The sequence below is a fragment of the Streptosporangium sp. NPDC048047 genome (assembly GCF_040653115.1).
GTDB lineage: Bacteria > Actinomycetota > Actinomycetes > Streptosporangiales > Streptosporangiaceae > Streptosporangium.
Window position 1 is genome coordinate 1 of record NZ_JBEZNH010000074.1, and the last position, 24420, is coordinate 24420.

General features: G+C 74.0%; 24 protein-coding genes. 10 read left to right on the forward strand and 14 right to left on the reverse strand.

Features of this window, described 5'->3' with window-relative positions; genetic code table 11:
- Positions 1–94: 94 nt before the first annotated feature.
- Genes AB0D67_RS35395 through AB0D67_RS35405 form a run of 3 tightly spaced genes read right to left on the reverse strand, consistent with a single transcriptional unit; the run spans position 95 to position 4598 of the window.
- Positions 95–2173, reverse strand: coding sequence for an ABC transporter ATP-binding protein (locus AB0D67_RS35395; protein ID WP_362945669.1), 2079 nt, complete (start codon positions 2171–2173; stop codon positions 95–97).
- Positions 2170–3903 (reverse strand): ABC transporter ATP-binding protein, encoded by a 1734-nt coding sequence (locus AB0D67_RS35400; RefSeq protein WP_362945672.1) that lies wholly within the window; start codon positions 3901–3903, stop codon positions 2170–2172. Before AB0D67_RS35400 ends, AB0D67_RS35395 begins: the two co-directional genes overlap by 4 nt.
- Entirely contained in the window at positions 3897–4598 is a 702-nt protein-coding gene (locus AB0D67_RS35405; RefSeq protein ID WP_362945675.1) for a helix-turn-helix domain-containing protein, read from the reverse strand. The genes AB0D67_RS35400 and AB0D67_RS35405 overlap by 7 nt, the downstream gene beginning before the upstream one ends.
- 184 nt (positions 4599–4782) lie before the next feature.
- Here AB0D67_RS35405 and AB0D67_RS35410 point away from each other — a divergent pair, with 184 nt between their 5' ends.
- Complete coding sequence (locus tag AB0D67_RS35410) at positions 4783–5031, forward strand: hypothetical protein (RefSeq protein ID WP_362945677.1); 249 nt, start codon at positions 4783–4785, stop codon at positions 5029–5031.
- 4 nt (positions 5032–5035) lie between these two features.
- Here AB0D67_RS35410 and AB0D67_RS35415 read toward each other — a convergent pair whose 3' ends face one another.
- Together AB0D67_RS35415 and AB0D67_RS35420 are read right to left on the reverse strand one after the other, a co-directional pair.
- Positions 5036–6106, reverse strand: a complete 1071-nt coding sequence (locus AB0D67_RS35415; protein WP_362945680.1) for an NAD-dependent epimerase/dehydratase family protein — start codon at positions 6104–6106, stop codon at positions 5036–5038.
- On the reverse strand, positions 6094–6345 hold the full coding sequence (locus AB0D67_RS35420) for a hypothetical protein (protein WP_362945682.1): 252 nt from the start codon (positions 6343–6345) through the stop codon (positions 6094–6096). Before AB0D67_RS35420 ends, AB0D67_RS35415 begins: the two co-directional genes overlap by 13 nt.
- Between AB0D67_RS35420 and AB0D67_RS35425 the strand changes: the two genes are divergently transcribed.
- The 3 genes from AB0D67_RS35425 (at position 6335) to AB0D67_RS35435 (ending at position 8979) form a co-directional block, all read left to right on the forward strand.
- Positions 6335–6760, forward strand: a complete 426-nt coding sequence (locus tag AB0D67_RS35425) for an STAS domain-containing protein (RefSeq protein WP_362945685.1) — start codon at positions 6335–6337, stop codon at positions 6758–6760. The genes AB0D67_RS35420 and AB0D67_RS35425 overlap by 11 nt on opposite strands.
- A complete protein-coding gene (locus AB0D67_RS35430) occupies positions 6757–7695 on the forward strand; it encodes a sensor histidine kinase (RefSeq protein ID WP_362945687.1) in 939 nt (312 codons plus the stop codon). Before AB0D67_RS35425 ends, AB0D67_RS35430 begins: the two co-directional genes overlap by 4 nt.
- Positions 7696–8184: 489 nt before the next feature.
- Complete coding sequence (locus tag AB0D67_RS35435; protein ID WP_362945690.1) at positions 8185–8979, forward strand: PP2C family protein-serine/threonine phosphatase; 795 nt, start codon at positions 8185–8187, stop codon at positions 8977–8979.
- Between the two features lie 26 nt (positions 8980–9005).
- Here the strand turns inward: AB0D67_RS35435 and AB0D67_RS35440 are convergent, their stop codons facing one another.
- The 3 genes from AB0D67_RS35440 to AB0D67_RS35450 all read right to left on the reverse strand — a co-directional run bounded on the left by AB0D67_RS35440 (position 9006) and on the right by AB0D67_RS35450 (position 11384).
- Complete coding sequence (locus tag AB0D67_RS35440) at positions 9006–9617, reverse strand: class I SAM-dependent methyltransferase (RefSeq protein ID WP_362945693.1); 612 nt, start codon at positions 9615–9617, stop codon at positions 9006–9008.
- A gap of 97 nt (positions 9618–9714) precedes the next feature.
- Positions 9715–10383: a TIGR04282 family arsenosugar biosynthesis glycosyltransferase gene (locus AB0D67_RS35445; RefSeq protein WP_362945696.1), complete on the reverse strand. Its 669-nt coding sequence runs from the start codon at positions 10381–10383 to the stop codon at positions 9715–9717.
- Between the two features lie 116 nt (positions 10384–10499).
- The gene (locus AB0D67_RS35450; RefSeq protein WP_362945699.1) at positions 10500–11384 is read right to left on the reverse strand and encodes a glycosyltransferase family 2 protein; all 885 of its coding nucleotides are present in this window, start codon (positions 11382–11384) and stop codon (positions 10500–10502) included.
- A 404-nt stretch (positions 11385–11788) separates the two neighbouring features.
- On the opposite strand from AB0D67_RS35450, the gene AB0D67_RS35455 reads away from it, so the two are divergent.
- A complete protein-coding gene (locus AB0D67_RS35455) occupies positions 11789–13231 on the forward strand; it encodes a hypothetical protein (protein WP_362945702.1) in 1443 nt (480 codons plus the stop codon).
- A gap of 161 nt (positions 13232–13392) precedes the next feature.
- Here the strand turns inward: AB0D67_RS35455 and AB0D67_RS35460 are convergent, their stop codons facing one another.
- Both AB0D67_RS35460 and AB0D67_RS35465 read right to left on the reverse strand, forming a co-directional pair.
- A complete protein-coding gene (locus AB0D67_RS35460) occupies positions 13393–14418 on the reverse strand; it encodes an NAD-dependent epimerase/dehydratase family protein (protein ID WP_362945704.1) in 1026 nt (341 codons plus the stop codon).
- A 217-nt stretch (positions 14419–14635) separates the two neighbouring features.
- The gene (locus AB0D67_RS35465; protein ID WP_362945707.1) at positions 14636–15235 is read right to left on the reverse strand and encodes a TetR/AcrR family transcriptional regulator; all 600 of its coding nucleotides are present in this window, start codon (positions 15233–15235) and stop codon (positions 14636–14638) included.
- 196 nt (positions 15236–15431) lie between these two features.
- On the opposite strand from AB0D67_RS35465, the gene AB0D67_RS35470 reads away from it, so the two are divergent.
- Positions 15432–16391 carry a chlorophyllase gene (locus AB0D67_RS35470; protein WP_362945709.1) on the forward strand — a complete coding sequence of 320 codons (960 nt, stop codon included), beginning with the start codon at positions 15432–15434 and terminating at the stop codon, positions 16389–16391.
- Between the two features lie 139 nt (positions 16392–16530).
- On the opposite strand, the gene AB0D67_RS35475 is transcribed toward AB0D67_RS35470, so the two are convergent.
- Positions 16531–16950 carry a MarR family winged helix-turn-helix transcriptional regulator gene (locus AB0D67_RS35475; protein WP_362945712.1) on the reverse strand — a complete coding sequence of 140 codons (420 nt, stop codon included), beginning with the start codon at positions 16948–16950 and terminating at the stop codon, positions 16531–16533.
- A gap of 111 nt (positions 16951–17061) precedes the next feature.
- Here AB0D67_RS35475 and AB0D67_RS35480 point away from each other — a divergent pair, with 111 nt between their 5' ends.
- The gene (locus AB0D67_RS35480) at positions 17062–18828 is read left to right on the forward strand and encodes an MFS transporter (protein ID WP_362945715.1); all 1767 of its coding nucleotides are present in this window, start codon (positions 17062–17064) and stop codon (positions 18826–18828) included.
- On the opposite strand, the gene AB0D67_RS35485 is transcribed toward AB0D67_RS35480, so the two are convergent.
- Positions 18803–19237, reverse strand: a complete 435-nt coding sequence (locus AB0D67_RS35485; protein ID WP_362945718.1) for a hypothetical protein — start codon at positions 19235–19237, stop codon at positions 18803–18805. The two genes, AB0D67_RS35480 and AB0D67_RS35485, sit on opposite strands and share 26 nt — an antisense overlap.
- Before the next feature lie 248 nt (positions 19238–19485).
- Here AB0D67_RS35485 and AB0D67_RS35490 point away from each other — a divergent pair, with 248 nt between their 5' ends.
- The 3 genes from AB0D67_RS35490 (at position 19486) to AB0D67_RS35500 (ending at position 22330) form a co-directional block, all read left to right on the forward strand.
- Positions 19486–20451 carry a hypothetical protein gene (locus AB0D67_RS35490; RefSeq protein WP_362945721.1) on the forward strand — a complete coding sequence of 322 codons (966 nt, stop codon included), beginning with the start codon at positions 19486–19488 and terminating at the stop codon, positions 20449–20451.
- A 161-nt stretch (positions 20452–20612) separates the two neighbouring features.
- Entirely contained in the window at positions 20613–21455 is an 843-nt protein-coding gene (locus AB0D67_RS35495; protein ID WP_362945723.1) for a hypothetical protein, read from the forward strand.
- Positions 21456–21580: 125 nt separating this feature from the next.
- Positions 21581–22330, forward strand: coding sequence for a hypothetical protein (locus AB0D67_RS35500; RefSeq protein WP_362945725.1), 750 nt, complete (start codon positions 21581–21583; stop codon positions 22328–22330).
- Here AB0D67_RS35500 and AB0D67_RS35505 read toward each other — a convergent pair.
- Entirely contained in the window at positions 22239–23387 is a 1149-nt protein-coding gene (locus AB0D67_RS35505; RefSeq protein ID WP_362945727.1) for a LacI family DNA-binding transcriptional regulator, read from the reverse strand. The two genes, AB0D67_RS35500 and AB0D67_RS35505, sit on opposite strands and share 92 nt — an antisense overlap.
- An 84-nt stretch (positions 23388–23471) precedes the next feature.
- A complete protein-coding gene (locus tag AB0D67_RS35510; RefSeq protein ID WP_362945729.1) occupies positions 23472–24347 on the reverse strand; it encodes a PfkB family carbohydrate kinase in 876 nt (291 codons plus the stop codon).
- Between the last annotated feature and the right edge of the window lie 73 nt (positions 24348–24420).

The window sequence follows — 24420 nt, forward strand, 5'->3', positions numbered from 1 at the left end:
TTCCCCGCCGTGGCCCCCCTCCCACCCCCACGCTCACCGCCCCCGCCCCGCCGGGATCCGTCCCGGCGGGGCGACGACGTTCACGGCCTCATCATCAGCTCACGGCGGCCTCCTCCTCGTCCGGGATCGCCGCGCCGGTGAACTGGGCGGAGTACAGCCGGTGGTAGGCGCCCCGCGCGGCGAGCAGCTCGGCGTGCGGGCCGTGCTCGACGATGCGGCCCTCCTCCATCACCAGGATGAGGTCCGCGTCGCGGATGGTGGACAGCCGGTGGGCGATGACGAAGCTGGTCCGGTCGGCGCGCAGCGCGGCCATCGCCTGCTGCACCAGCAGCTCGGTGCGGGTGTCGACCGAGCTGGTCGCCTCGTCGAGGATCAGCAGGGACGGTTCGGAGAGGAAGGCGCGGGCGATGGTGATCAGCTGCTTCTCACCGGCGCTGATGTTGCCGCCCTCCTCGTCGATGACGGTGTCGTAGCCGTCCGGCAGGGTGCGCACGAACCGGTCGACGAACGCGGCCCGCGCGGCGGCGAGGATCCGCTCCTCGGTGGCCGAGGGGTCGCCGTAGGCGATGTTGTCCCGGATGGTGCCGCCGAACAGCCACGTGTCCTGCAGGACCATGCCGATCCGCGAACGCAGGTCCTCACGGCGCATCGCGGTGACGTCGACGCCGTCGAGGGTGATGCGCCCGCCGTCCAGCTCGTAGAAGCGCATGATGAGGTTGACCAGGGTGGTCTTGCCCGCGCCGGTCGGGCCGACGATCGCGACGGTCTGCCCGGGTTCGGCGACCAGCGACAGGTCCTCGATGAGGGGCCGGTCGGGGTCGTAGCGGAAGGACACGTGCTCGAACTCGACCCGGCCGCGCCGGACCCCGGGCAGGGCGGGCTCGGCCGGGTCGGGGGTCTGCTCGTCGGCGTCGAGCAGCTCGAAGACCCGCTCGGCCGACGCCACCCCCGACTGCAGGAGGTTGGCCATCGAGGCGACCTGGGTCAGTGGCTGGGTGAACTGCCGGGAGTACTGGATGAACGCCTGCACGTCGCCCAGGCTCATTGAGCCGGTGGCCACCCGCACGCCGCCGACGACGGCGATCGCGACGTAGTTGAGGTTCCCGATGAACATCATCGCCGGCATGATGATCCCGGAGATGAACTGGGCGCCGAAGCTCGCCTTGAACAGCTCCTCGTTGCGCTCCCGGAAGACCTCCTCGACCTCCGGCTGCCGCCCGAAGACCTTCACCAGCTCGTGACCGGTGAACGCCTCCTCGATGTGGGCGTTCAGCGAGCCGGTGTGGGCCCACTGGGCGACGAACAGCTTCTGCGAACGCTTGGCGACCTGCCCGGTGACGACCGTCGACAGCGGGATGGTCACCAGCGCGATCAGCGCGAGCAGCGGTGAGATCACGAACATCATCGCCAGCACGCCGACCACGGTCAGCAGGGACGTCAGCAGCTGGCTCAGCGTCTGCTGCAGGGTCTGCGAGACGTTGTCGATGTCGTTGGTGACGCGGCTGAGCAGCTCGCCGCGCGGCTGAGCGTCGAAGAACCGCAGGGGAAGCCGGTTCAGCTTGTCCTCGACGTCGGACCGCAGCCGGAACACGGTGCGCTGCACCACGTCGTTGAGGAGGTGGCCCTGCAGCCAGGCGAACGCCGACGCCGCGAGGTAGAGGGCCAGCGCCCAGACCAGGACCGTGCCGAGCGCGGCGAAGTCGATGCCGCGGCCGGGGACGACGTCCATCTTCGCGAGCAGCGCGGCGAAGTCGCCGTGACCGGACGCGCGGGCCGCCTCGGCGGCCTGCTGGACGGTCGTCCCGGCGGGCAGCCGGCCGCCGATGACGCCGCTGAAGATGAGGTCGGTGGCGCGGCCGAGGATCTTCGGGCCGATGACGGAGAACACCACACTGGCCACGGCGAGCAGGATCACCGCGATGATCCGGGGTCGCTCGGGGGCCAGACGCCGGACCAGCCGCCGCGCGGACGGCCCGAAGTCCATCGACTTCTCGGCGGGCATCCCGCCGAACGGGCCCCGCCCGAAGGGTCCGCCGCCCATCGGGGGGCGGGGACGGGCGGCCGCGGGAGAGGCGGCCGCGGCGGGGGCCGCCGGGGTCGCCGAGGCGGCGGGAGCGGCTCCCGGCGGGGCCGGCGCGGCCGGGGAGGCGGGGGACACGGACCGGTTGCTCATGCAGGGCTCTCCACGGCTCGCTGGGACTCGACGATCTCGACGTATGTCGGGCAGGAGGCCAGCAGCTCCTCGTGGGTGCCGATGCCGGCGATCACGCCGTCGTCGAGGACGACGATCTGGTCGGCGTCGGCGACGGTGGAGATGCGCTGGGCGACGATGACGACGGCCGCGTCCGCGGTGCGCGGACGCAGGGCCGCGCGCAGCCGGGCGTCGGTGGCCAGATCGAGGGCCGAGAACGAGTCGTCGAACAGGTAGATCTCCGGCTGCCGGACAAGCGCCCTGGCGATGGCGAGGCGCTGCCGCTGCCCGCCGGAGACGTTCGTGCCGCCCTGGGCGACGGGGGCGTCGAGTCCCTCGGGCATCGCCTCGACGAAGTCGCGCGCCTGGGCGACCTCCAGGGCGTCCCACAGTTCCTCGTCGGTGGCGTCGGGGTTGCCGTACCGGAGGTTGCTCGCGATGGTGCCGGTGAACAGGTACGGCTTCTGCGGCACCAGGCCGATACGCCGCCAGAGGACCTGTGGGTCGAGGTCGCGCACGTCGACGCCGTCGACCGACACCGTGCCGGAGGTGGCGTCGAAGAGCCGGGGGACCAGCGACAGCAGGGTCGTCTTGCCCGAGCCGGTGCTGCCGATGACGGCGAGGGTGCGGCCGGCCTCGACGCGGAAGGAGATGCCGGACAGCACCGGGGACGCGGCGCCTGGGTAGCGGAACCCGACGTCGTGCATCTCCAGCTCGCCGTGGCCGCGCACCTGCCGTACCGGGTCGGCGGGCGGGACGACCGAGGACTCGGTGTCCAGCACCTCGGCGATGCGCTCGGCGCAGACCGAGGCGCGCGGGATCATCATCGAGATGAATGTGGCCATCATCATCGAGGTCAGGATCTGCATCAGGTACATCAGGAACGCGGTCAGCTCGCCGACCTGCATCTCGCCGGTGTCCACCCGCGCGGCGCCGAACCACAGCACGGCGACGCTGGAGGCGTTGAGGATCAGCATCACGGTCGGGAAGATGAGCGCGGTCAGCCGCCCGACGCGCAGCGCGGTGGCGGTCAGCGCCTCGTTGGCCCCGGCGAACCGCCGGGTCTCCTCCCGCTCGCGCACGAAGGCGCGCACGACGCGGATGCCGGTGAGCTGCTCGCGCAGCACCTGGTTGACCGTGTCGATGCGGTCCTGCATGGCGCGGAACTGGGGGACCATCCGGGAGATGATCAGCCCGATCGACACCAGCAGGGCCGGGACGCACACCAGCATGAGCCACGACAGGCCGATGTCCTGGCGCAGCGCCATGACGATGCCGCCGACGCCCATGATCGGCGCGGCGACCAGCATCGTGCAGGACATCACCACGAGCATCTGGACCTGCTGCACGTCGTTGGTGCTGCGGGTGATCAACGACGGCGCGCCGAACTGGGAGACCTCCCGGGCGGAGAACGAACCCACCCGGTGGAAGACGGCCGCGCGGACGTCGCGGCCGAAGCCCATCGCCGAGCGGGAGCCGTAGTAGACCGCCGCGATGGAGCAGGCGATCTGCACGAGGGAGACGGCCAGCATCCAGCCGCCGGTGGTGAGGATGTAGCCGGTGTCGCCGGTGGCGACGCCCCGGTCGATGATGTCGGCGTTCAGGCTCGGCAGGTAGAGCGAGGCGATGGTGCCGAGGAGTTGCAGCGCCACGACGGCGGCCAGGGAACCGGTGTAGGGGCGGAGATGGGTGCGGAGCAGCCGGATCAGCACGGGCCCTCCCCGGTGGAGGCGTAGTCCGGGGCCGCACTCGGCGCGGCGCCGACGGCGTGGCGCGCGGTCTCGCCGGCGTCGCCCGTTCCCGCCGGGCGGGCGGCGTGCTCCGGGACGAGGACGCCGTGCAGGAGCAGGTGGGCTATCTCCTCGGGCGGCAGCGGGTCGCCCTCGGTGAGCAGGGGATGGCTGCACGCGACGGTCAGCAGCTGCAGCCGCCGCGCCGTCTCGTACGGCTCGTGGCGCAGCAGGACGCGGTCGGGAGAGATCAGGTCGGCGAGCGCCCGCTGGACGGTGACGCCCTCCTCGGTACAGGCCTGGCGGTGGTGGTGGGCGGCGGCCGGGCCCGCCGCCCCCAGCGCGTCGGCCAGCCGGAAGATGCGTGCCGCACGGCGCTGCAGGACCCGGATCGCCGCGGCGAGCCGGGCCTCCAGCGGGGAGGAGCGGTCGATGGCGTCGAGATCGCGCACCAGTGGGGCGGGGTCGAAGGCGCTGGCCACGGCGGCGTCGACGAGCTCGTCCTTGGTGGTGAAGACCCGGAAGATCGTGCCCTCGGCCACGCCGGCCGCCTGGGCGATCTGCCGGGTGTTCACCCCGGGGCCGTGGTCGAGGATCAGGGAGAGGGTGGACTCGATGAGGGAGGCTCGCCGTTCCTCGGGAGGGAGGGGCGCGGCGCGCTGTGAGGAGGAGATCACGCGGCCACCATAGCGAATGAGTGAGTGACTCACTCACTCATTTTCCGAACTCCTATCGGTGATCTCTTACGGCGAACGGCGAACGCCGGGGGTCGTGAGCCGGATGCGGCGGCTTGACCCGAACGGTCGTTAGGCGGGGGAGAAGCCCGGGTACGGCCAGGTCACCGGCGAGGGGAGGTGGCTCATGGCGCTCGTCGACCGCGAGTGCGTCCGGCAGCTGCTGGAGGCCGAGGACCCCGACACGGCCCTGGTGTTCGTCCGCGGCGAGTGCCTGGTCCTCATGAGCGGGCAGATCGACGACGACCACCGGCCGCTGGTCGTCGCGCGCCGCCGGGACCTGCCGGAGTCGCTCTCCGGCGACACCGTCACCGGAGAGCAGCTCGACGCCTTGGCGAACTGCCTGGACAACGCCGCCCGCGACCTGGGCGAGTGAGAGGTCAGGAACGCGAACGCCACCTGGCCAGCAGCTCCGCCTCCCGCTCGGGGGTGATCTCGTTGCCCGTGGCGTACCCCGCCTCGGACTCGCGGATCTCGCGCACCGACCGGGCCAGGGGGCGGGGCGCCAGCCCGGCGGCGTTGGCGGCGGCCGGGTCGGCCGTGTTGAGCGCGCCCCGGTCACCGCCGCCCGACCACAGCGGCAGCGACCGGCCGTTCTCGCCCTCGGCCAGCAGGAAATCCTCCCCTACCCAGGTCAGCGTGGTACCGGGCGGGGCGACCTCGTCCGCGATCGCCTGGAGCATGTCGCCGAAGGTGAACGGCGGAGCCGGGCTGACCGCGTGGAAGACGCCCGTGCCGTCCAGCGGGTCCGTTCCGGCGGCCTGCCCCTCCTCCCCGGCGGCGGTCCTGGGAGCGGTCCCGGTGGCGGCTCCGGCGGCGGCCCGTGCGGCGGCGGCCCGCTCGGCCATCGAGATGATCCAGGCGGCCATGTCGCGCCCGTCGATCACCTGGATCGGGTCGGAGGGGTCGCCCGGGGCCAGGACCTCGCCGCCGCGGGCGATCCGGTTCACCCAGTAGGTGAACCGGCCGGTGTGGTCATGGGGGCCGATGACGTACGTCGGGCGGACGATCAGCGTGGCCGGGCCGAACAGCTCGATCGCGGCCCGCTCGCACAGCACCTTCAGCGGGCCGTACGACGCGGGGGTCACCTCCTCCGAGGTCAGGCCGTCGGTCTCGGCCAGCGGCGCGTCCTCGGCGTATCCGGGCGCCTTCGGCGCGGCGTAGACCGCGCAGGTCGAGACGAAGACGTACTGGCCGGTGGTCAGGACCGACGCGAGGGATTCGACCTGCGACGGCGCGTACGCGGTGACGTCGATCGTGACGTCCCACCCGCGGTCCCGCAGGAGCGACAGGTCACCGTCGCGGTCGGCGACGAGGTGCTCGGCCTCGGGGAAGAGGTCCGCTCCGGTCCTGCCGCGATGCAGAAGGGAGACCTCGTGCCCGGCCGAGATCGCGGCCTCGGTGATGTGCCGGCCGACGAACCGGGTTCCGCCGATGATCAGAATTCGCATGCGTCCCATCTTTTCGCACAGGGGAAATCGTTCGCATAGCGGGCAGAGGGCTGGGTAGTCATCGGTATGGCCTGCAGCTCCTCCCCGATACCGCTGAAAAGGATCATTTGTTCGCCCATGCTGGAGAGGCCGCCGGTGGCGAAGAGGGACGAAGCGGGATCGATCCATTTCGGTGACACTCCGCGTTCCAGCCCTTCGACCTCATACCGGATAGCGGGTACGTTGGAGATGCCCATCATCAACCTCAGGGTGGTCATCATGTCGATCTGGCCGGGTGCGAGACCGCATGGACAACCCCCATCCGGTGGAGCCGCCCTTCCTCCGCACGACGCACGTGAGCAGCTCTTCCACGGGTTGCGGATCAGCGTGCTCACCGCCCCGATCCGCCTGAAGGTGAGCGGTGAGATCGACCGGACGACCAGGGAACCCTGGGCGGACGCCCTGGGCGGCCTGACCCTCGGCGGCGACGACATGCACCTCGACCTCTCCGAACTGACGTTCATCGACGTCCGGGGAGTCTGGCTGCTGACGGAGGCCGCCCGCAGCCTTCCTTCGGGGAAGAAGGTGTACCTGCATCACTCCCCCTACTGCCTGCGATCCGTACTCACCCTGATCGGGCCGGACCCCTCCCCGATCCAAGTGGAGACCCCATGAGCACCACCACCGCGACGACCGAGGCGGACCCGTTCGTCCACCCGGCGTTGTTCTACCGGGGCAGCGGGCAGTATCTCCAGGGGACCGTGCCGTTCGTGCTCGGTGGCCTGGAGGCGGGCGAGCCCGTCGCGGTGGCCGTGCCGAAGCGGAACCTCCGGCTGATCCGCGACGAGCTGGGCGAGTCGGCCTCCCAGGTGCGTCTCATCGACATGAACGAGGCCGGCCGCAACCCCGGGCGCATCATCCCCGCCGTCCTGACCGCCTTCGCCGACCTTCACCCCGGCCGCCGCGTGCGCATCATCGGCGAACCGATCTGGGCGGGGCGGTCCGCCGCGGAGTATCCCGCGTGCGTCCAGCACGAGGCGCTGATCAACCTCGCCTTCGCGGGCCGGGACGCGACCATCCTGTGCCCGTACGACCTCGACGGGCTCGATCCCGAGGTCATCCGCGACGCCGGGATGACCCATCCCGCCATCATGGACGCCTCCGGGCTGCGCATCAGCGAGGAGTACGCGCCCGAGTACGCCGTCCAGGAGTACAACCGGCCGCTGCCCGCCCCCGGGAACGCCGCCGAACTCACCTTCGACGAGACCGGCCTGTCCGGGGTGCGGGCCTTCGCCGTCGAGCACGCCTCCCGCATGGGGCTCTTCGGGACGCGCCTCCAGGACCTCAGACTGATCGCCAGCGAGCTCGCCTCCAACAGCCTCGACCACGGCGGAGGATCGGGGACCCTGCGCCTCTGGTCCGAGGACGGCCGGGCGGTCATCGAGGTCAGCGACGCCGGTCACATCGCCGACCTCCTCGCGGGCCGCAGACCCGCCGCCGCCAGGCAGCAGGGCTCCCGCGGGCTGCTCATGACCAACCTGCTCAGCGACCTCGTTCGCATCCACACCGGCGCGGAAGGCACCACCGTCCGCGCGTACTTCACCGTCTGACATCCCTGTGCGGGCCTCGCCGCCGCCCGGATCGCTCCGGGCCGACGCCTGGCCGTATGGAAGGACGCCACCCTGAAATCCGTCAACGAACGCCGCCTGCTGCTCCCCGGCGGGCCGGACGTCATCGAAACGGCCCCCGGGGCCGGACCGGCCGCGACGGCCGATCCGGTCTCCAGGGCCGCGACGGCCGATCCGGTTCCCGAGGCCGCGACGGCCGATCCGGTCTCCGGGGCCGGACCGGCCGATCCGGTCTCCGAGGCCGCAACGGCCGCCGGGAGCGAGCCGGTCTCCAGAGCCGGGCCGACCGTCGGAAGCGAGCCGGTCTCCAAGGCCCGGCCGGTCGCCGACGCCGCGTCGGCTCCTGAGCCCGCCGGAGCCGCCGGAGCCGCCCAGGCGGGAGAACCCGCCGCCGGGCCGTCCGGAGGCGGGGACGGCGGCGCCTGGCGGGCGAAGGAGAACCAGCTCACCGCCAGTCTCCACGAACTCATCATGCCCGCCTCCGACGAGCCCCGGGTCCTGCCCGGAATGCGGGTGGCCGCCGGCTACCAGCCCGCCGTCGCCGAGGCGTACCTGGGCGGCGACTGGTACCAGGCGATCCCCCTGGACGACGGCGAGGTGCTGCTCGCCGTGGGAGACGTGGCCGGTCACGGGCTGCCCGCGGCTTCGGCCATGGCGAAACTGCGCCACGCGATCACCGGCCTGGCCTTCGCCGGCCACGACCCGTCGGAGATCCTCGGCGTGCTGAACCGCATGCTGTGCAGGCTGCGCCCCGACGTGCTCGCGACCGCGCTCGTGGCCCGCTACCGCCCGGCCGACCGGACCCTGCGCTGGACCCACGCCGGCCACCCCCCGATGCTCCTCGCCCGGGGCACTCGGGTAGAACGCCTGCTGCACCCGGGCGTCCTGCTCGGAGTCTCGGAGGACGCCGCCTACACCTGCGGCTCCGTACGGCTGCACCCCGACGACCTGCTGGTGATGTTCACCGACGGGCTCATCGAGAAGCGTGGAGGCGACCTGTACGAGGGCCTGGACATGCTGAGCCGCGCGGTGGCCGGCGCGATCGGCCCGGCTCCGGCGGCCTCGTCACCGCTCCCGCCGGCGCTTCCGTCCGCGGTCGCCGCGCTCCTCCCGCCCGTGGTCCCGGCCCTCGGCGCGACGCCGCCCCCGGCCACGCCGCGGGTTCCCCGCGACCGGCTCACGGCCGTCATGGACGCCATGGTGCCCAGCAACGAGGCCGACGACACGTGCGTCCTGATCGCCCAGGTGACCGGCGACCCGGCGTAGCCCCGGAGAGAACGGCGGGCGTCGTGTCAGCGGAGGCTCGCGAACCACCGTCCCGCCTCCTTCCACGCCTCCACGCGGGTGAAGCCGGTGCGCCCGGCCAGGGAGCCCAGGTCGGACACGGAGACGGTGGCCCACGCGAACCACGTGCCGGTGAGCTCGCGTCCGCGCAGCCGTACCCGCTCGACCCGGCCCGCCGTACCGGGTGGCCGGACCTCGGCGATCACCTCGCCGCCCGGCCTGATCAGTTCGCGGACCCTGCGGAGCAGGGCGTCCGGGTCGCCGCCGATGCCGATGTTGCCGTCGGCCAGCAACGCGGTCGCCCAGCGGCCCGCTCCGGGCAGCGGCTCGAAGACGTTCCGGCAGATCGCCCGGCCGCCCGCGCGCCGGGTGAGGTGGACGGCGTAGGGGGTGACATCGACGCCCAGGGCCGCGATCCCGCGCCGGGCGAGCGCGACGGTGAGCCGCCCCGGCCCGGAACCGACGTCCAGGGTCGGGCCGTGGCAGCGGGACAGCATCGCCTCGTCGCCGTCGATGGGGGCGAGCCAGCGGGTGGCGTCGAGCGGCGCGGTACGGCCGTCGGCGTACTCCACCTCCACCTCGGCCCCGGCCAGCGACCGTTCGTAGAGCCCTCCGATCACCGTGACCCTCCGATCGCCGGGCCGTTCCCGTGCGGAACCGGGCCAGGGCCGCGGGTCATCGGGTCGTTGCCGTGCGGAACACGGCCGGGGCGGCGGGTCATCGGGTCACTCCCACACGGATTCCGGCCAGGGCGGCGGCGAAGCGGGACGACGGGGCCTCCGCCGCCACGGCCGCCGCGTCCTCCGCGGTGTCCACGTCCCGCAACGAGGGCAGCAGACCCACCGAAAGCCCCGCCGCCCGCAGCCGCCGCAACTGCTCGGCTCCGGTGACGGGCAGGGACATCGGGACGCCGAGCAGCAGCGCGGGGTCGGGCCTGCGCAGGCCGAGCAGCCAGAACCCGCCGTCGGCCGCCGGGCCGAACACCGCGTCACACCTGACCAGCTCGTCCATCGCCGACATCAGGAGCGACGGGGTGACCTGCGGGGTGTCCATGCCGATGAGGACGACGGGCTCCGGGTGAGCGCGGTGGGCGTCGTCGAAGGCGGCCGCCAGCCGTTCGTCCAGCCCGTCGCCCCGCTGCGGCAGCACGGTGAACCCCGGCGGCAGCCACGGCCCGGTACGGCCCCGCAGCGCGAGCACCCGGTGGCGCACCGGGACGCGGGCCACCGCGTCCAGGGTGTCCGCGAGGGCGGCGGAGGCCAGGGCGGCGGCCTCCGCCGGGGTGAACGGCGGGGTGAGCCTGGTCTTCACCCGGCCGGGCAGCGGTTCCTTGGCGATGACGACGATCTGACCTCCGCCCCCGCTGGGGATCGCATCGTCCGGCACGCCGTTCCACCGAGGACTCGCGTCCCGGCGCACGCCGTTCCGCCCGGGGTCCGCGTCCTGCCGTGCGTCGTTCCGCCCAGGGTCCGGGTCCCGCCGTGCGTCGTTCCGTCCGGGGTTCACGCCCCTTCCCCCGCCCCGCTCGCCACCTTCCGCGCGGTCTCTTCCGAAGCCGGGGGCGCGACCCTTTCCCGGGGCGGGGACCCGGTCGCCTCCCGGTCCGGGGACGTGCCATGCTTCCCGGCCGGGAGCGTGTCCTTCCCCGGGACCGGGGACGCCGGGGCCGGGGACGCGCCCTGCTTCCGTACCAGGGCCACGACCCTCACCGGCCCGTCGTCCCGGGCGTCGTGCGCGTCGCCGCGCAGGACCTTCCGCATGTCGGCGACCGCACGCGCCGTACCGCGCACCGTGCCGGTCACCTTGGACCGCCCGGTGCGGGGCAGGTAGTCCACCCCCGTCTCGCTGATCCGCCAGCCCTGGTCCGCCGCCCGCAGGACCATCTCCAGCGGGTAACCGAAACGGCGGTCGGTCAGCCCGAGCCCCAGCAGGTCGGCACGCCGGCAGGCCCGCATCGGGCCGATGTCGCGCAGCCGGACGCCGGTACGGCGGGCCAGCCGCCACCCCAGGAAGGCGTTGCCCAGCCGCGCGTGCAGCGGCCAGGCGGCTCCCGGACCCGGAACCCGCCTGCCGAGCACCAGTTCGGCGTCGCCCGAGACGACGGGCCCGGCCACCCTCGGCAGCTGGCGGGGATCCAGCGAGGCGTCGGCGTCCATGAAGCACACCACCTTGGCCGTGGCGGCCAGCAACCCGGCGTGGCACGCCGCCCCGAAACCACGCCGAGGCTCGGTGACCACGAGCGCGCCCAGCTCGGCGGCGATCCGCGCCGACCCGTCGGTGGAGCCGTTGTCCACCACGATCGGGCGGTAGCCGTACGGCATGCGCTCCAGCACCCAGGGCAGGGCCGCCGCCTCGTTCAGGCAGGGGAGCACCACATCGATCTTCATGCCTGCGACGTTAGGTCCGCCGGAGGCCGCCAACTCTTACGGTGTGATGACGTGTCCCGGGCGGAGGACCGGTCCGCGCCTACGCTGAAAAAATGATCATCGACTTTCCGGGGCGGCGCGGGAACGCGCGTGGCGAACGCGACCCCTCACGCGCGGGAACCGCCTCGGGACGTGGCCCGTCCCAGCCGGGAACCGCCTCGGGAGGCGTCTCGGGATCCGGCCTCGAAGACCGTCCGGGCGGAGGTTCTTCCGGTGCGCCGGTTCCCGGTCCGGGCGTCCGTCCGGGGAGCGGCTCGGCGGGCGGGCCGGGTTCGGGTTCTGATTCCGGTTCCGGTTCCGGTTCCGTCGGTAAAGCTCTCGCCGTATGGGCGGTTCTCATCGTCGCGGCGTTCGCGGCGGGGGCCGTGCTGCACGCCGCCGGAGTGCTGCGCATCGACCACCTGCCGCCGCTGCACGGGCACTTCCGCGTACCGTCGGCCGCGCTGCTGCCGCCGCTGGCCTTCGCCGTCCTCGCGGTCGCCGTGCTCCCGGTCCTCGCCACGCGGCTGCGTTTCGGCGCGGCCCTCCTCGTCGCGTACGGCGCGGCCCTCGCCTGGGCGGTGCTGCTGGCGTCCTCCGGGGAGGGGCTCGCCTGGCCGTTCACCCACCGGCAGGAGTATCTCGCCGTGCTGCCCGTCGTGGGCGACGACCCGCTCGGCTGGCTGGCGTCCTTCACCGAGCGGCTGCCCGCCTATCCCACCCATGTGCGGGGGCACCCGCCGCTGCCCGTGCTGGTGCTGTGGACGCTGGCCCGGGCAGGACTGCCGGGCCCGCTCCCGGCGGCGCTGCTGGCCGTCGCGACCGGCTGTTCGGCGACCGTGGCCGTCGCGCTGGCCGTCCGGCGGCTCGCCGGGGAGGAGACGGCCCGCCGTGCCCTGCCGTACCTCGCGCTGACCCCGGCCGCCGTCTGGATCGCCACGACCATGGACGCCTTCTTCGCCGGGGTGGGCGCCTGGGGCGTGGCGCTGCTGGTGTACGGCGGGGCCCGGGGAACCGCGGGGACGCGGCGCGGCGAGACCGTGACCGCGGGGACCGAGGCCGCGGGGACGTGGCGCGACGGGAACCGGGAGACCGCGGGGACGTCCCCCGATGAGGTCCGGAGGACGTCGGGGGCGGCGGGGGCGTCGCGCGGCGGGACGCGGGCCGTCACGGGAGCGTTGTGCGGCGGGGCGGCGGGCGTGCTGCTCGGGGCCCTGCCGTACCTCAGTTACGGGCTCGTGCCGTACCTGCTGGTCCCGGTGGCCGCCGCCGTCGCCGTACGGATCACCCGCGTGGTCGCGGTCGCCTGCCTGGCGGGAGCGGCGGCGGTGACGGCCGCCTTCGCCGCCGGGGGTTTCCTGTGGCCCGCCGGTGTGGCGGCCACCCACGCGGAGTGGGCCGCCGATCCCGGAGCCGCCCGCCCCTACCTGTACTTCCTCGTCGCGAACCTCGCGGTGCTCGCCCTGCTGACCGGACCGGCGACCGCCGCCGGGCTGGCCGTCCTGGCGGGCCGGGCGGCCACCGTCACGACTCCGGTGACCGGCGCGACTCCGGTGACCGGCGGGGGGTGGTTCCCGCGCGGTCTCATCTCCATGACGGGTCCCGCACGGTGGTCGCGTGACCGGATCGGCGTGCCGGTCGCGGCGGCGGCGGTGGCCGTGCTCGCCCTCGACGTCAGCGGGGTGACCAGGGGAGAGGTCGAGCGCATCTGGGTCCCCTACGCGATCTGGATCTCCCTGGCCGCCGCCGTCGTCCCCGGACGCCGGTGGCTCGCCGCCCAGGCCGCCGCCGGGCTCCTGCTGCAGGGACTCGTCCTGTCGCCGTGGTGAGAGCGGCGCGTCCGGAGCGCCCGTCGCCGTGCGGAGAGCGGTGGCCGCCGGGTCACCCGTCATCGCGCGGGGGCGGTTACCGTCGAGGCCCCTCACTCTGCGGAGAGAGGCGACGCCGGGTCACCCGTCATCGTGCGGAGAGCGGTGGCGGCCGGGGCCCCTCACCGTGCGGAGAGGAGTGACGCCGGGTCGCCCAGTGGGGCGGTGCGGAACTCGCGCATGCCGTCCGCGAACCGGATCGAGGCGCGGAAGCCCAGCTCCGCCTCGGCCCGCAGCGGACTGGCGACGATGTGCCGCACGTCGCCCAGGCGGTACTCACCGGTGACCACGGGCGCGGGCCCGTCCCCCTCCCCGGCGAGGGCCAGGGCCATCTCGCCCACCGTGTGCGGCTCCCCGCTGGCGATGTTGTAGGCGGTCAGCGTGCCCGGGACGCCCCCGCCGAGCGCCGCGAGCGCTGCGAGGTTGGCCGCGGCCACGTCCCGCACGTGGACGAAGTCCCGGCGTTGACCGCCGTCCTCGAACACGCGCGGAGCACGGCCCGCCTCCAGCGCCGAACGGAAGATCGCCGCGACCCCGGAGTAGGGGGTGTCCTTCGGCATCCCGGGGCCGTAGACGTTGTGGTAGCGCAGCGCGGCGGCGGTGCCGCCCGTCTCGCGGGCCCAGTTCGCGGCCAGGTGCTCCTGGGCGAGCTTGGTGGTGGCGTAGGCGTTGCGCGGATCCACCGGGCCGTCCTCCCCGATCTCGGCCGGGTCCAGCGGCAGGTCGCAGCGCGGGCACCGCGGTTCGAAGCGTCCTTGGGCGAGGTCCTCCTCCCTGCGGGGGCCGGGCCGGACCCGGCCGTGTGACGCGCAGTCGTAGGCGCCCTCGCCGTACACCACCATCGACGAGGCGAGCACCAGCCGCCGCACGCCGTGCCGCGCCATGGCGGCCAGCAGTACGGCGGTGCCGAGGGCGTTGACCGAGGCGTAGTCCGGGAGGTCGGACACGTCCACGCCGAGGCCCACCTTCGCGGCCTGGTGCACCACGGCGTCGATCCCGTCCAGCGCCTCCCCGACCGCGTCGGCGTCCCTGACGTCGCGCCCGCCGTCTCGCAGGTCGAAGCCCCGGACCTCGTGCCCGGCCGCCCGCAGCGCCTCGACGACGTGGCTTCCGATGAACCCGGCGGAGCCGGTGACCAGTGTTCTCATGCGGGGACGGTAACCGCGCCACGGCGGGTCGGAGGAGGGGCTCCGCGATGACGTTCGCACCTCGTAAGGAAACGGCCCGGCGGAGGACACGGGCCGGTCTCCGCACACGGGCCGGTCACCGGACGCGGGCCGGTCGCCGGACGCGGGCCGGTCACCGGACGGGGGCCGGCCCCCGGTGTCAGGACGCCGACCGCCGTACACGGGCCGGTCGCCGGTGTCAGGACGGCCGCGGCTCCCGCAGTCCCCGCAGGAGCGGTTCGACCAGTCGGCGGGGGTCGTAGCGCGGGTCGCCGTCGTGTCCGGCGCAGAGGTTGCCGATGCCGCGCATCAGTTCGTAGGCCCGGGTGCCGGGGCCGATCTCGCCGGCGTCGGCCGCGGCGTCGAGCAGCTGCGCGCAGACGGGCACCAGGCGGTCCAGGAAGTACGCGTGCAGCGCCTCGAAGCCGCCGCTGTCCGACCGCATCGCGTTGGCCAGCCCGTGTTTCGTGACCAGGAAGTCGACGAAGAGGTCCACCCACCGGCGGAGCGCCTCGAAGGGAGAGCCGGTGTCGGCCAGCAGGGCCGGACCGGCCTCGGCGCACGCCTCGACCTGGTGGCGGTAGACGGCGACGACGAGGTCCGCCCGCGTCGGGAAGTGGCGGTAGATCGTCCCGATCCCGACCCCGGCCCTGGCCGCGATCTCACGTATCGGCGCGTCGACGCCGGAGGTGACGAACACCTCGGCGGCGGCGGCGAGCAGCGCCCGCTGGTTGCGCAGCGCGTCGGATCGCTTGCTCCGGGCCGGCGCCCGGTCTGGCGCCTGACCTCCATCGGACACCGGGTTCTCCCTCCGGTCATGAGTTGACTAAACGGAACAGTGTTCCGTATTGTTCTGGAACGACGTTCCGCTTCGGGTCCGAGCGTAGCCGAAGCGCGGCGTCGTCCGTCCGGCTCATCCGCCGCCGGCCGTACGGCCCCGGCGGCGAAGCCGCTGACACTCCGAAAACCGAAATCCCGGAAAGGGAGACCACCCCATGAGCGAATCGACCCGCGCGGCCACCGCCACCGGCGCGCCCACCCCCGTCCTCTCGGTCGGCCCGGTGACGCTGCCGGCTCCGGACCGCGCCGTGGACCTGCGGCTGCGCGTCTCCGCGCCCCTGACCGGAGACGAGCTGCCGATCATCCTCCTCTCGCACGGCCAGGGCCCCTCGAACAACCTCTCCTCGCTGAACGGCTACGCCCCCCTCGTCGACCGCTGGGCGGCGAACGGCTTCGTCGTGATCCAGCCCACCCACCTGAGTTCCAGGACGCTGAGCCTGGACCCCGGCCACCCCGAGGCGCCGCTGTACTGGCGGTCGCGGGCCGAGGACATGAAGCGGATCCTCGACCGGCTCGACGAGATCGAGGCGGCCGTCCCGCACCTCTCCGGGCGCCTGGACCGCGGCAGGGTCGCCGTGGCCGGGCACTCGATGGGCGCGCACACCGCGAGCCTGCTGCTGGGCATGCGGCTCACCGACCCGCTGGACGGGACGGAGGCGGACCTCGCCGAGCCCAGGATCGGAGCGGGTGTGCTGCTCGCCGGGCCCGGCAGGGGCGGCGACGCCCTCAGCGACGTCGCGGCCGCGAACTACCCGGTCTTCCTGAACCCGGACTTCTCCAAGATGACGACGCCCACGCTCGTCGTGGCCGGCGACAGGGACGACTCCCCCCACCTGACGGTCCTGGGCCCGGAATGGCACACCGACCCCTACCACCTGTCCCCGGGCCCGAAGTCGCTGCTCACCGTGTTCGGCGCGGAGCATGGGCTCGGCGGGATCTCCGGATACGACGTCGCCGAGACCACGGACGAGAATCCCGGGCGGGTGGCGGCGGTCGCCGGGCTCACCGCGGCCTACCTCCGCAGCCGGCTCCACCCCGGGGACCCCGCCTGGCAGGCGGCGTGCGACGCGCTGGCGGCCGGGCCCGAGCCGGTCGGGCGGGTCGAGTCCAAGTGAGCCGGGGGAGTGGGCCGGACAGGTGGGCCGGGGGAGTGCGCCGGACAGGCGGGCCGGGGGAGTGCGCCGGACAGGCGGGCCGGGGGGCGGGCCGCGCGGGTGAGCCGGGGAGGCGCCGCCTCCGTGACGGCCCAGCGGGTCATCCGCCGCGGATGCCGGTGATGATCCGGATCAGCTCGGCCCGCAGGGCCTCGGGGTCCTCCACCCGGTCGGTGATGATCCGCTCGGCCATGTCCCCCGTCACGACCGCGGCGTGGGCCCGCCCTCCCCGCTCGGTACGGGACACCATCACGCGGCGGCGGTCGGCCGGGTCGCGCCTCCGGGTGACGTGCCCGTCGCGTTCGAGCCGGTCGAGCACCGGCCGGATCGTCTGCTCCTCGACGTAGGTGCCGGCGGCCAGCTCCCGCTGGGTACGGGGACCGCCGTCGAGGACGTGCAGGACGAGGAAGCCCGCGTGGGTCAGGCCGCGTTCGGCGAGCAGGGCGTTCCACTCGCGTTCCACCAGGCGCGCGGCGACCAGGAGCAGGCGGCCGAGCGCCCAGGACTCGTGGCCGTCCACCGCATCTTCCCCCTCGACCTGGAATCCGGAGCCCGGAGCCACGTTATCCGATCGACACCGGGGGCACCTGTCGTGAAAACTAAGGGTGCTTAGTGATGTGACCGGAAGAGGGTGACCCGGGTGGACGCGTCGGCGGCGCCGGAGACCGAAGGCGGAAGAAGAGGCGCCACGGAACGGGGGCGATGGGCGGGCCTCTCGTTCATCGCCCTGGCCGTGGCGATGATCATTTCCAGTACGACGATCACCAATGTGGCCGTCCCGCAGATCATCGGCGACCTCGGGCTCAGCTCGACGGGGGCGCAGTGGGTCCAGGAGTCCTACGCGCTGGTGTTCGCCGCGCTCCTGCTCACCTTCGGCCGCCTGGCCGACCGGCTGGGACGGCGCCGCCTGCTCCTGATCGGCGCCGTCCTGTTCGGCGCGACGTCGCTGCTGGCCTCGGCGGCCTCCAGTGGGCCGATGCTCGTCGGGGCCCGGATCATCCAGGGCGTCGGCGGCGCGATGATCTTCCCCACGACCCTGTCGCTGCTGAACGCGGGCTTCCGGGGCAAGGACCGCGCCACCGCGTTCGCCGTCTGGGGCGCCACGATCGGCGGGATGGCCGCGGTGGGCCCGCTGGTCGGCGGCTGGCTCACCACCGACCTGTCCTGGCGCTGGGCGTTCGGCATCAACATCCCCGTCACCGTCGCCGTGGTGGCCGGCGTGCTGGCGTTCGTCCCGGAGTCACGCGAGTCGGCCGACCGACGCGGAGCCGACGTGACCGGAGCCGTGCTCTCCGCGCTGGGCTTCGGGGTGCTGGTGTTCGGACTGGTCGAGGGCAGGGTCTACGGCTGGTGGCGGTCCACCGAGCCTTTCACCGCCGGCGGGTGGACCTGGCCGTTCCCGATCTCGCCGGTGCCGGTCGCCTTCGCCGTCTCCGTCCTCACCCTGACCGCCTTCGTGCTGGTGGAGCGGGCCCGCAACCGGCGCGGCCGGGTGGCGCTGCTGGACCTGTCGCTGTTCGCCATCCCCTCCTTCCGCAACGGCAACGTCGCCGCCCTGATCGTCAGCCTCGGCGAGTTCGGCGTGCTGTTCGCGCTGCCGCTGTGGATGCAGTTCGTCCTCGGCTACTCCCCGCTGCAGACCGGCGTCGCCCTGCTCCCGCTCGCCGCCGGCTCCTTCGCGGCCAGCGCCTTCGCCTCCCGCCTGGCCGCGTCGCGCGGCCCGGCCTTCGTCGTGCGGACCGGCATCGTTCTGGAGATCATCGGTATCGCCGGGCTCGGCCTCGTGGTGTCCGCCGCCACCCCATGGGCGCTGCCGGTGCCGTTCCTGTTCTGCTACGGCATGGGCATCGGCCTGGCCACCGCCCAGCTCACCGGCGTGGTCCTCGCCGAGGTCCCGGTCGAGCGAAGCGGCCAGGGCTCCGGCACCCAGAGCACGGTCCGCCAGATCGGCTCCGCGCTGGGCATCGCCGTACTCGGCACACTGCTGTTCGCCGGGCTCGGCGCGGACCTCGCCGGGCGGCTCGACCGGATGGGCGGCGTCACCCCGGCCCAGCGCGACGGGATCGTCTCGGCGGTGCAGCGCAGCGCCGGAGGTGCCATCGCCGGCCTGTCCCGGACCCCCGATATCGCCGCCGCCGCGCGGGAGTCCTTCGCGGCCGGAACCCGCTACGCGGCGTTCGGCGCGGCGGGATTCCTCGCCCTCGGCCTGCTGGCCAGCGCCTCGCTGGGCGCCCGGCACATCGGGGAGCGGTCCGGAACGGAGCCCGGCGAGGAGGCGGAGCGGGAGCGGGCCGTACCGGGCGGCCCCGGAGACCCGGGGGACCCGGGGGACCCGGGGAACGGTCCCGGAGGCGCCGGGGCCGATCCGGAGGTCACCGGGAACGGCCGCGGTCGCTGATCCACGTGTCGGTCCGCCGGCCCGTTCCCGGATCGGCGGCCGGCAACGGCGCCACCCTGATCTCGGTCGCGGTGAACCCGTCCACCGTGTACCGCTCGTGCAGCAGGAAGCCGAGGACGCTCGCGACCGCCTGGACGCTGTCGCGGGCGGAGGTGCGGCCGGTCAGCAGGTAGACCAGCGGCGTGGACGGCTGGTCGATGGAGAACTGGCGGCCGTGGTGGTGGACGTCCTGCAGCGTTCTGATGGGCAGGGGCTGCTCGGTGGTGAACCAGGCCACGACCTCCCACACCGGCGGTCCGGCGCCGGGGGTCGCCGACTCCGCGTAGCAGGCCGCGCAGCCCTGGCGCGCGTCCTGCCCGTGGGGGCACGACCAGGAGGCGAAGTCGTGCGGCATGCTGTGTTCGGCCATGTTCCGACCGTACCCGTCCGCACGTCCGCCCGTCCTCGACCGGCACTCCGCGGCGGCCACGGCGAGGCGGCCGGCTCGGCGTCGATCCCCGCCGATAACCGCCGATCACCGGACCGCCGTGCCCCGGTCCACGCCGGCACGCCGCCGTACCACCACGCCGTCACGACATGATCGCCGCACGTTCGGAGACGACAGGGAAGCACGAGGCCCGTGACCATGAAGGTGCTCCCGACACCCGAGGATCCGCCATGACGCTCACCGGCCCCGCCGAAGGCCGCCGCCGGGTCACCGGCCAGGTCTCCACTCCCGACCCCGCCGCCCCCGCACCGCGTCGCCGGGCGCGGCTGGTCCTGCTCAGCGTGCTGGCCGGGGCGGTGATCGCCTCCCTGTGGTCCTTCCACTTCGTGGACAGCGTGATCGGCGACAACGTCGCCAACACGCTGCTCGGCCACGACGCCAAGGGCACCGCGATCACCGGCGCCGCGGCCGGGGCGGTCTTCGCGTTCGTGTCAGGGCTGGCCGGCACGTTCACCGCCTGCAACGTGGCCGCGTTCGGCGCGGTCGTCCCCCTCGTCCGGCAGGGCGACTCCTGGCGCGTCAGGCTCCGGGAGACGCTGCGCCCGCTCGGCCGGCTCGCCATCGGCATGATCACGGTCAGCGGCGTGTACGGAGCGGTCGGCGCCCTGCTCGGCGACCGGCTGCCACAGCTCTCGACCGCGACCGTGGGCGACGGGATGCCCGTGCGGCTGCTCCAGGCGTCGGTGGTGTTCGGGATCATCGGGGTGGCGTTCATCTGGCTCGGCCTGGCCGCCCTGCGTCTCGTGCCCGACCCGCTGGCCCGCCTGGAGCGCCGCTTCCCGAACGTCCGTCTCGTCGTCCTGGGCGCGTTCGTCGGCGGTTTCCTCATCGGCCGGCCGTTCCCGCTCTTCCACAAGCTGTTCACCTACGCCGCCCAGACCCGCAACCCCCTGTACGGCGCCGCCGTGTTCATCCTGCAGTCGGTGGGCAACATCGCGGTGATGGCGGTGCTGTTCGCCGTGCTCATGCTCGCGGCCCGGGGCCGGTTCGCGCGGTGGCTGGCGGCGAGGCCGGCCCGCCTGGTGACCGTGACCGCCGTCGCGTTCCTCGTCGCGGGCTCGTTCACGCTGCTGTACTGGGACCTGCGGCTGCCGTCGATGTTCGGCTACGGCTGGTACCCGGTCGTCCCCTGGTAGCGGCCGGCCCGGCGGAGCGCCGATCCCCCCGGACGTCACCGGGCGGCGGTTCCGGACAGGGCCGGACATCGTGCGGAGCGTCACCTGCCACCGTCATCGTCACCGATCAGGGCATGAGACCGGTTCCCATCCGGCGACGGCGGTGCTGACAGGATGTGCCGGTGAGACTGCTGATGCTCAAGCTCGTCCTCGCTCCGGCACTGGTCGTCGGATCCTCCCTGGCAGGGCGTCGCTGGGGGCCGCGGGTGACGGGCACACTGGTGACGTTCCCCATCGTGGCCGGGCCGATCCTGCTCATCACCTACCTTGAGCACGGAGCGCGGTTTCTGACCGCCGCCGCGTCGGCGTCCCTGCTCGGGCTGGTCTCGCTCGCGCTGTTCGCCGCCGTCTTCGCGGTGCTGTCGCGTACCCGCTCCTGGCCGGCCGCGCTGCTGGTCGGCTGGTCGGCGTGCCTGGTGGCCGACCTGCCTCTGTCCGCGTTCACCCTCCACCCCGCCGCCGGACTGTGTCTGGCGCTGGCGGCCATCGGCGTCACCGTCGTGACGCTGCCCAAGGCGGAGGGCCCGGCCGGCGGCGTCACGGAAGTGTCCCCGCCATGGTGGGACCTGCCCGCCCGTGCCGTGGCGACCGCCGTGCTCGTGCTCATCCTCACCTCTGCCGCCGCGCGGCTCGGCCCCGGTCTCACCGGCGTCCTGGCGCCGTTTCCCATCGCCACCAGCGTGGTGGCCGCGTTCGCGCTGGCCCAGGGCGGCCCGGCGGCGACGATCGCGACCGTGCGGGGCGTGCTCCACGGGCTGGTGGGGTTCGCCGTGTTCTGCTTCCTGGTCGCGGTGACGGCCGAGCAGCTGGGCGGCATCGCGTTCGCCATCGCCGCAGCCGGGGCTCTGGGGGCGCAACTCGTCGTCGAGCGGGTGCGTGCCGTCCGCCGCGGGCGTGTTCCGGGCGGCACCCCGCACGGCGCCGTGTCCTCCGTCATGCGCCGGGAAGCAGGAAACGATCATTGAGTAAGCCGTGCGCGCCGGGAGCCGGTGGTATGCGCCGTCGTCGTCATGATGTCCGGGAGGCGCCCCGTCCCGCGCCTCGGAGATCCCATCACACGGCTCGCGCCATCGATCGTACGGAGGTCGGAGTGGCCGGAGGAAACGCTGTTGCCCGCGCCCGCGCGGTACTCGCCGGCGCCGGGATGACCGCCGGACTGGTGGTCGCCGGACCATCGGCCGGGGGACCCGCCGTGGCCGCCGCCGCGGACCGCCCGGTGGCGGTGACCGCGGACGACACGGCGACGCTCACCACGGATCGCCGGGTGGCGGCGCCGGCACCGGGACGCCCTCGGGTGGAGGCGCCGGCACCCGGGCGTCAGCCCTACCCGCCCAGCCCGGCGCCCGTCGAGCGGGTCTTCGGCGACATCGTCCAGGTCGGCCGCGACACGATCAAGCTTCTCGACGACGCGGGCAGGCTGGCGCGGGACGCCCGCGACCTCCTGAGGCTCATCTTCGGCAGGGGCGCCCGGTCCGGTTCCGCCGCCGACCGGATCTCCTCCGACGCGGAGAGGCTTGAGTCGCAGGCCACCGAGCTCAGCCGCATGCCGCTGCAGAACGGCCGCGACGCCGAGAGGGTCGCCGCCGAGGCCAGGCGGATCGCCGTCCGGGCCGACCGGGCCGCCTCCTTCGCGGCGCGGTTCGGTCCCGTGGCCGACTCCGTGGTCACCGACGCGAGGAACGTCGCCGCGCGGGCCAGGCGGATCATCGCCGGCGCGGACCGGATCGCCGCGGCGCGGCCCCGCCCCGTCACGCGCCCGGGGACAGGGGCGCGCCCGGGGGCAGGGACGGGGCAGGGGACCGGGACGGAGACGGCGGCGGGGCGACCGAGGAGCGGGTGACGAGGCGCGAGCGGAGGGTGTGCATCTCGCGCCGGGGCTCGGCCCCCTCGACGATGTCGAGCAGCGTCCGGGCGGCCATCGCGCCGAGTTCGTGCACCGGCTGCTCGATCATCGTCAGGGGCGGCTCCATGACCGCCGCCCAGGCGCTGTCGTCGAAGCCGATCAGCGAGACGTCGCGCGGGCAGGACAGCCCCGACGTCCGCAGGGCGCGCAGCGCCCCCGTCACCGCCTCGGTCTCGGTGCAGAACAGCGCGGTGACGCGGTCGGGGAGGGCGAGCATACGGGCGACCTCCTGGGTCACCCGCTCCTCGGTCTTGCGCCCCACCATCACCAGCTCGGGATCGAAGGGGATGCGCGCGTCGTCGAGCGCGTCGAGGTAGCCGCGCAGCCGTTCCCCGTCGGTCCACAGGTTGCGGGACGCCGCCGCCAGCAGCGCCCGCCGGGTCGCGGGCGGCTCCGCCACCGGCGGGCCCCACACGAACCCGATGCGGCGGTGCCCGGCCGTGACGAGCGTCTCGACCGCCTGGCGCGCCGCGTCCCGGTTGTCGATGACGACCGCGTCGAGGTCGACCGACGCCACCGCCCGGTCGACGAGCACGACGGGGATGCCCCGGTCCAGCGCGGCCCTGATGTGCGCCACGTCGCCTCGGCCGACCGCGGCCGAGGCGAGGATGACGCCGTCGACGCGCTTGTCGATGAGCACGTTCGCCGCCGCGACCTCCGCCTCCAGGTTCTCGTACGTGCTCAGCACGAGCGTGTCGAAGCCGCGGGCGCGGGAGGCGTCGGAGACGCCGCGCATCACCCCCGCGAAGAAGGGGTTGCCGATGTCGGCGACGATCACGCCCAGCGTGTGGCTCACGCCCGTCGACATGCTGCGCGCCAGCGCGTTCGCGCGGTAGCCGAGCTTCTCGGCCGCCGCGAGCACCCGCTCGCGCAGCTCGGGGCTGACGTATCCGTACCCGCCGAGCGTGCGGGCGGCGGTCGCCCGGCCGACACCGGCCTCGGCGGCCACCTCGGAGATCGTCGGCCGCCCCGCCTGGCTCCGCTCACCTGGCATGGATCGCGTCCCTCGTTTCTCGCGTTCGGATCTCGCGTTCGGAGGCTCGCCACATGCTAGATCCTGTTCCGCCGCCCGTCCCGCTCAGCGCGGCGACGCGGCGGGACGGCCGCGGCCGAACGCGCCCTCGACGAGGCACTGCTCGCAGGCCGCCTCCGCGCCGTCGCGCAGCGCCCGCTCGATCATGTCATGCCTCGGCCGGACCCCGGCCGACCAGCCGCCGCGCAGCAGCGAGACGGCGAACCCGGCGAGGAAGGCGTCGCCGCAGCCCATCGTGTCGACGATCCGCCCGGGGGCGGTCACCGGGTGCGCCGGGGCGGCGACGGTGACGTCGCCGTCGTGGGCGATCGCCCCGTCCACGCCGCGGGTGCCGAGCGCCAGCCGCGCGCCCCGCCGTACGGCGTCGGCGAGGAGGTCGCGCGTGGCGGCCTCGTCCAGGTGCGAGCACGACAGCAGGACGAGGTCGGCGTGCGGGCAGACGCGGTCGAGGTAGGCGGGGGAGCGGAACTCCTCCTCGCTGGACAGGTCGAAGCTCACCAGCGGGCCGAGCCCGGCGAGCTTCGGCAGCTCGTCCTCGCTGCCGGAGTAGACGCTGGAGTGCACCAGGCCGAAGCCCGACACGTAGCCGAGCAGCTCCTCGTCGAGCACGAGCGGCTCCCGCACCGTCACCCCGCCGCCGTTCCAGCCGAGGAAGACGCGGTCGCCGTCGTCGACGCGCAGGGTGGAGACGCCGCTCTCGCCGGTCCGTACCACGCACCGGTCGACGGCGATCCCCTGGGCGGCGATCGCCTCCCGCAGGAACAGGCCGAGGTCGTCGTCGCCGAAGACCCCCAGGTAGGCGGCGTCGAGGCCGAGCCGGCGGGCGTAGACGGCGACGTTCACGCTGTTGCCGCCCGGATAGTCGACGCCGCGGTCGACGAACCGGTCGACGATGTTGTCGCCGAAACCGAGGACTCTCATGGGTTCTCCTGTGCGCGGGTTCCGCGCCCCGCGGCGCGGGACCTGGGGAGGGCATGCGTACGGCGGGCACGGC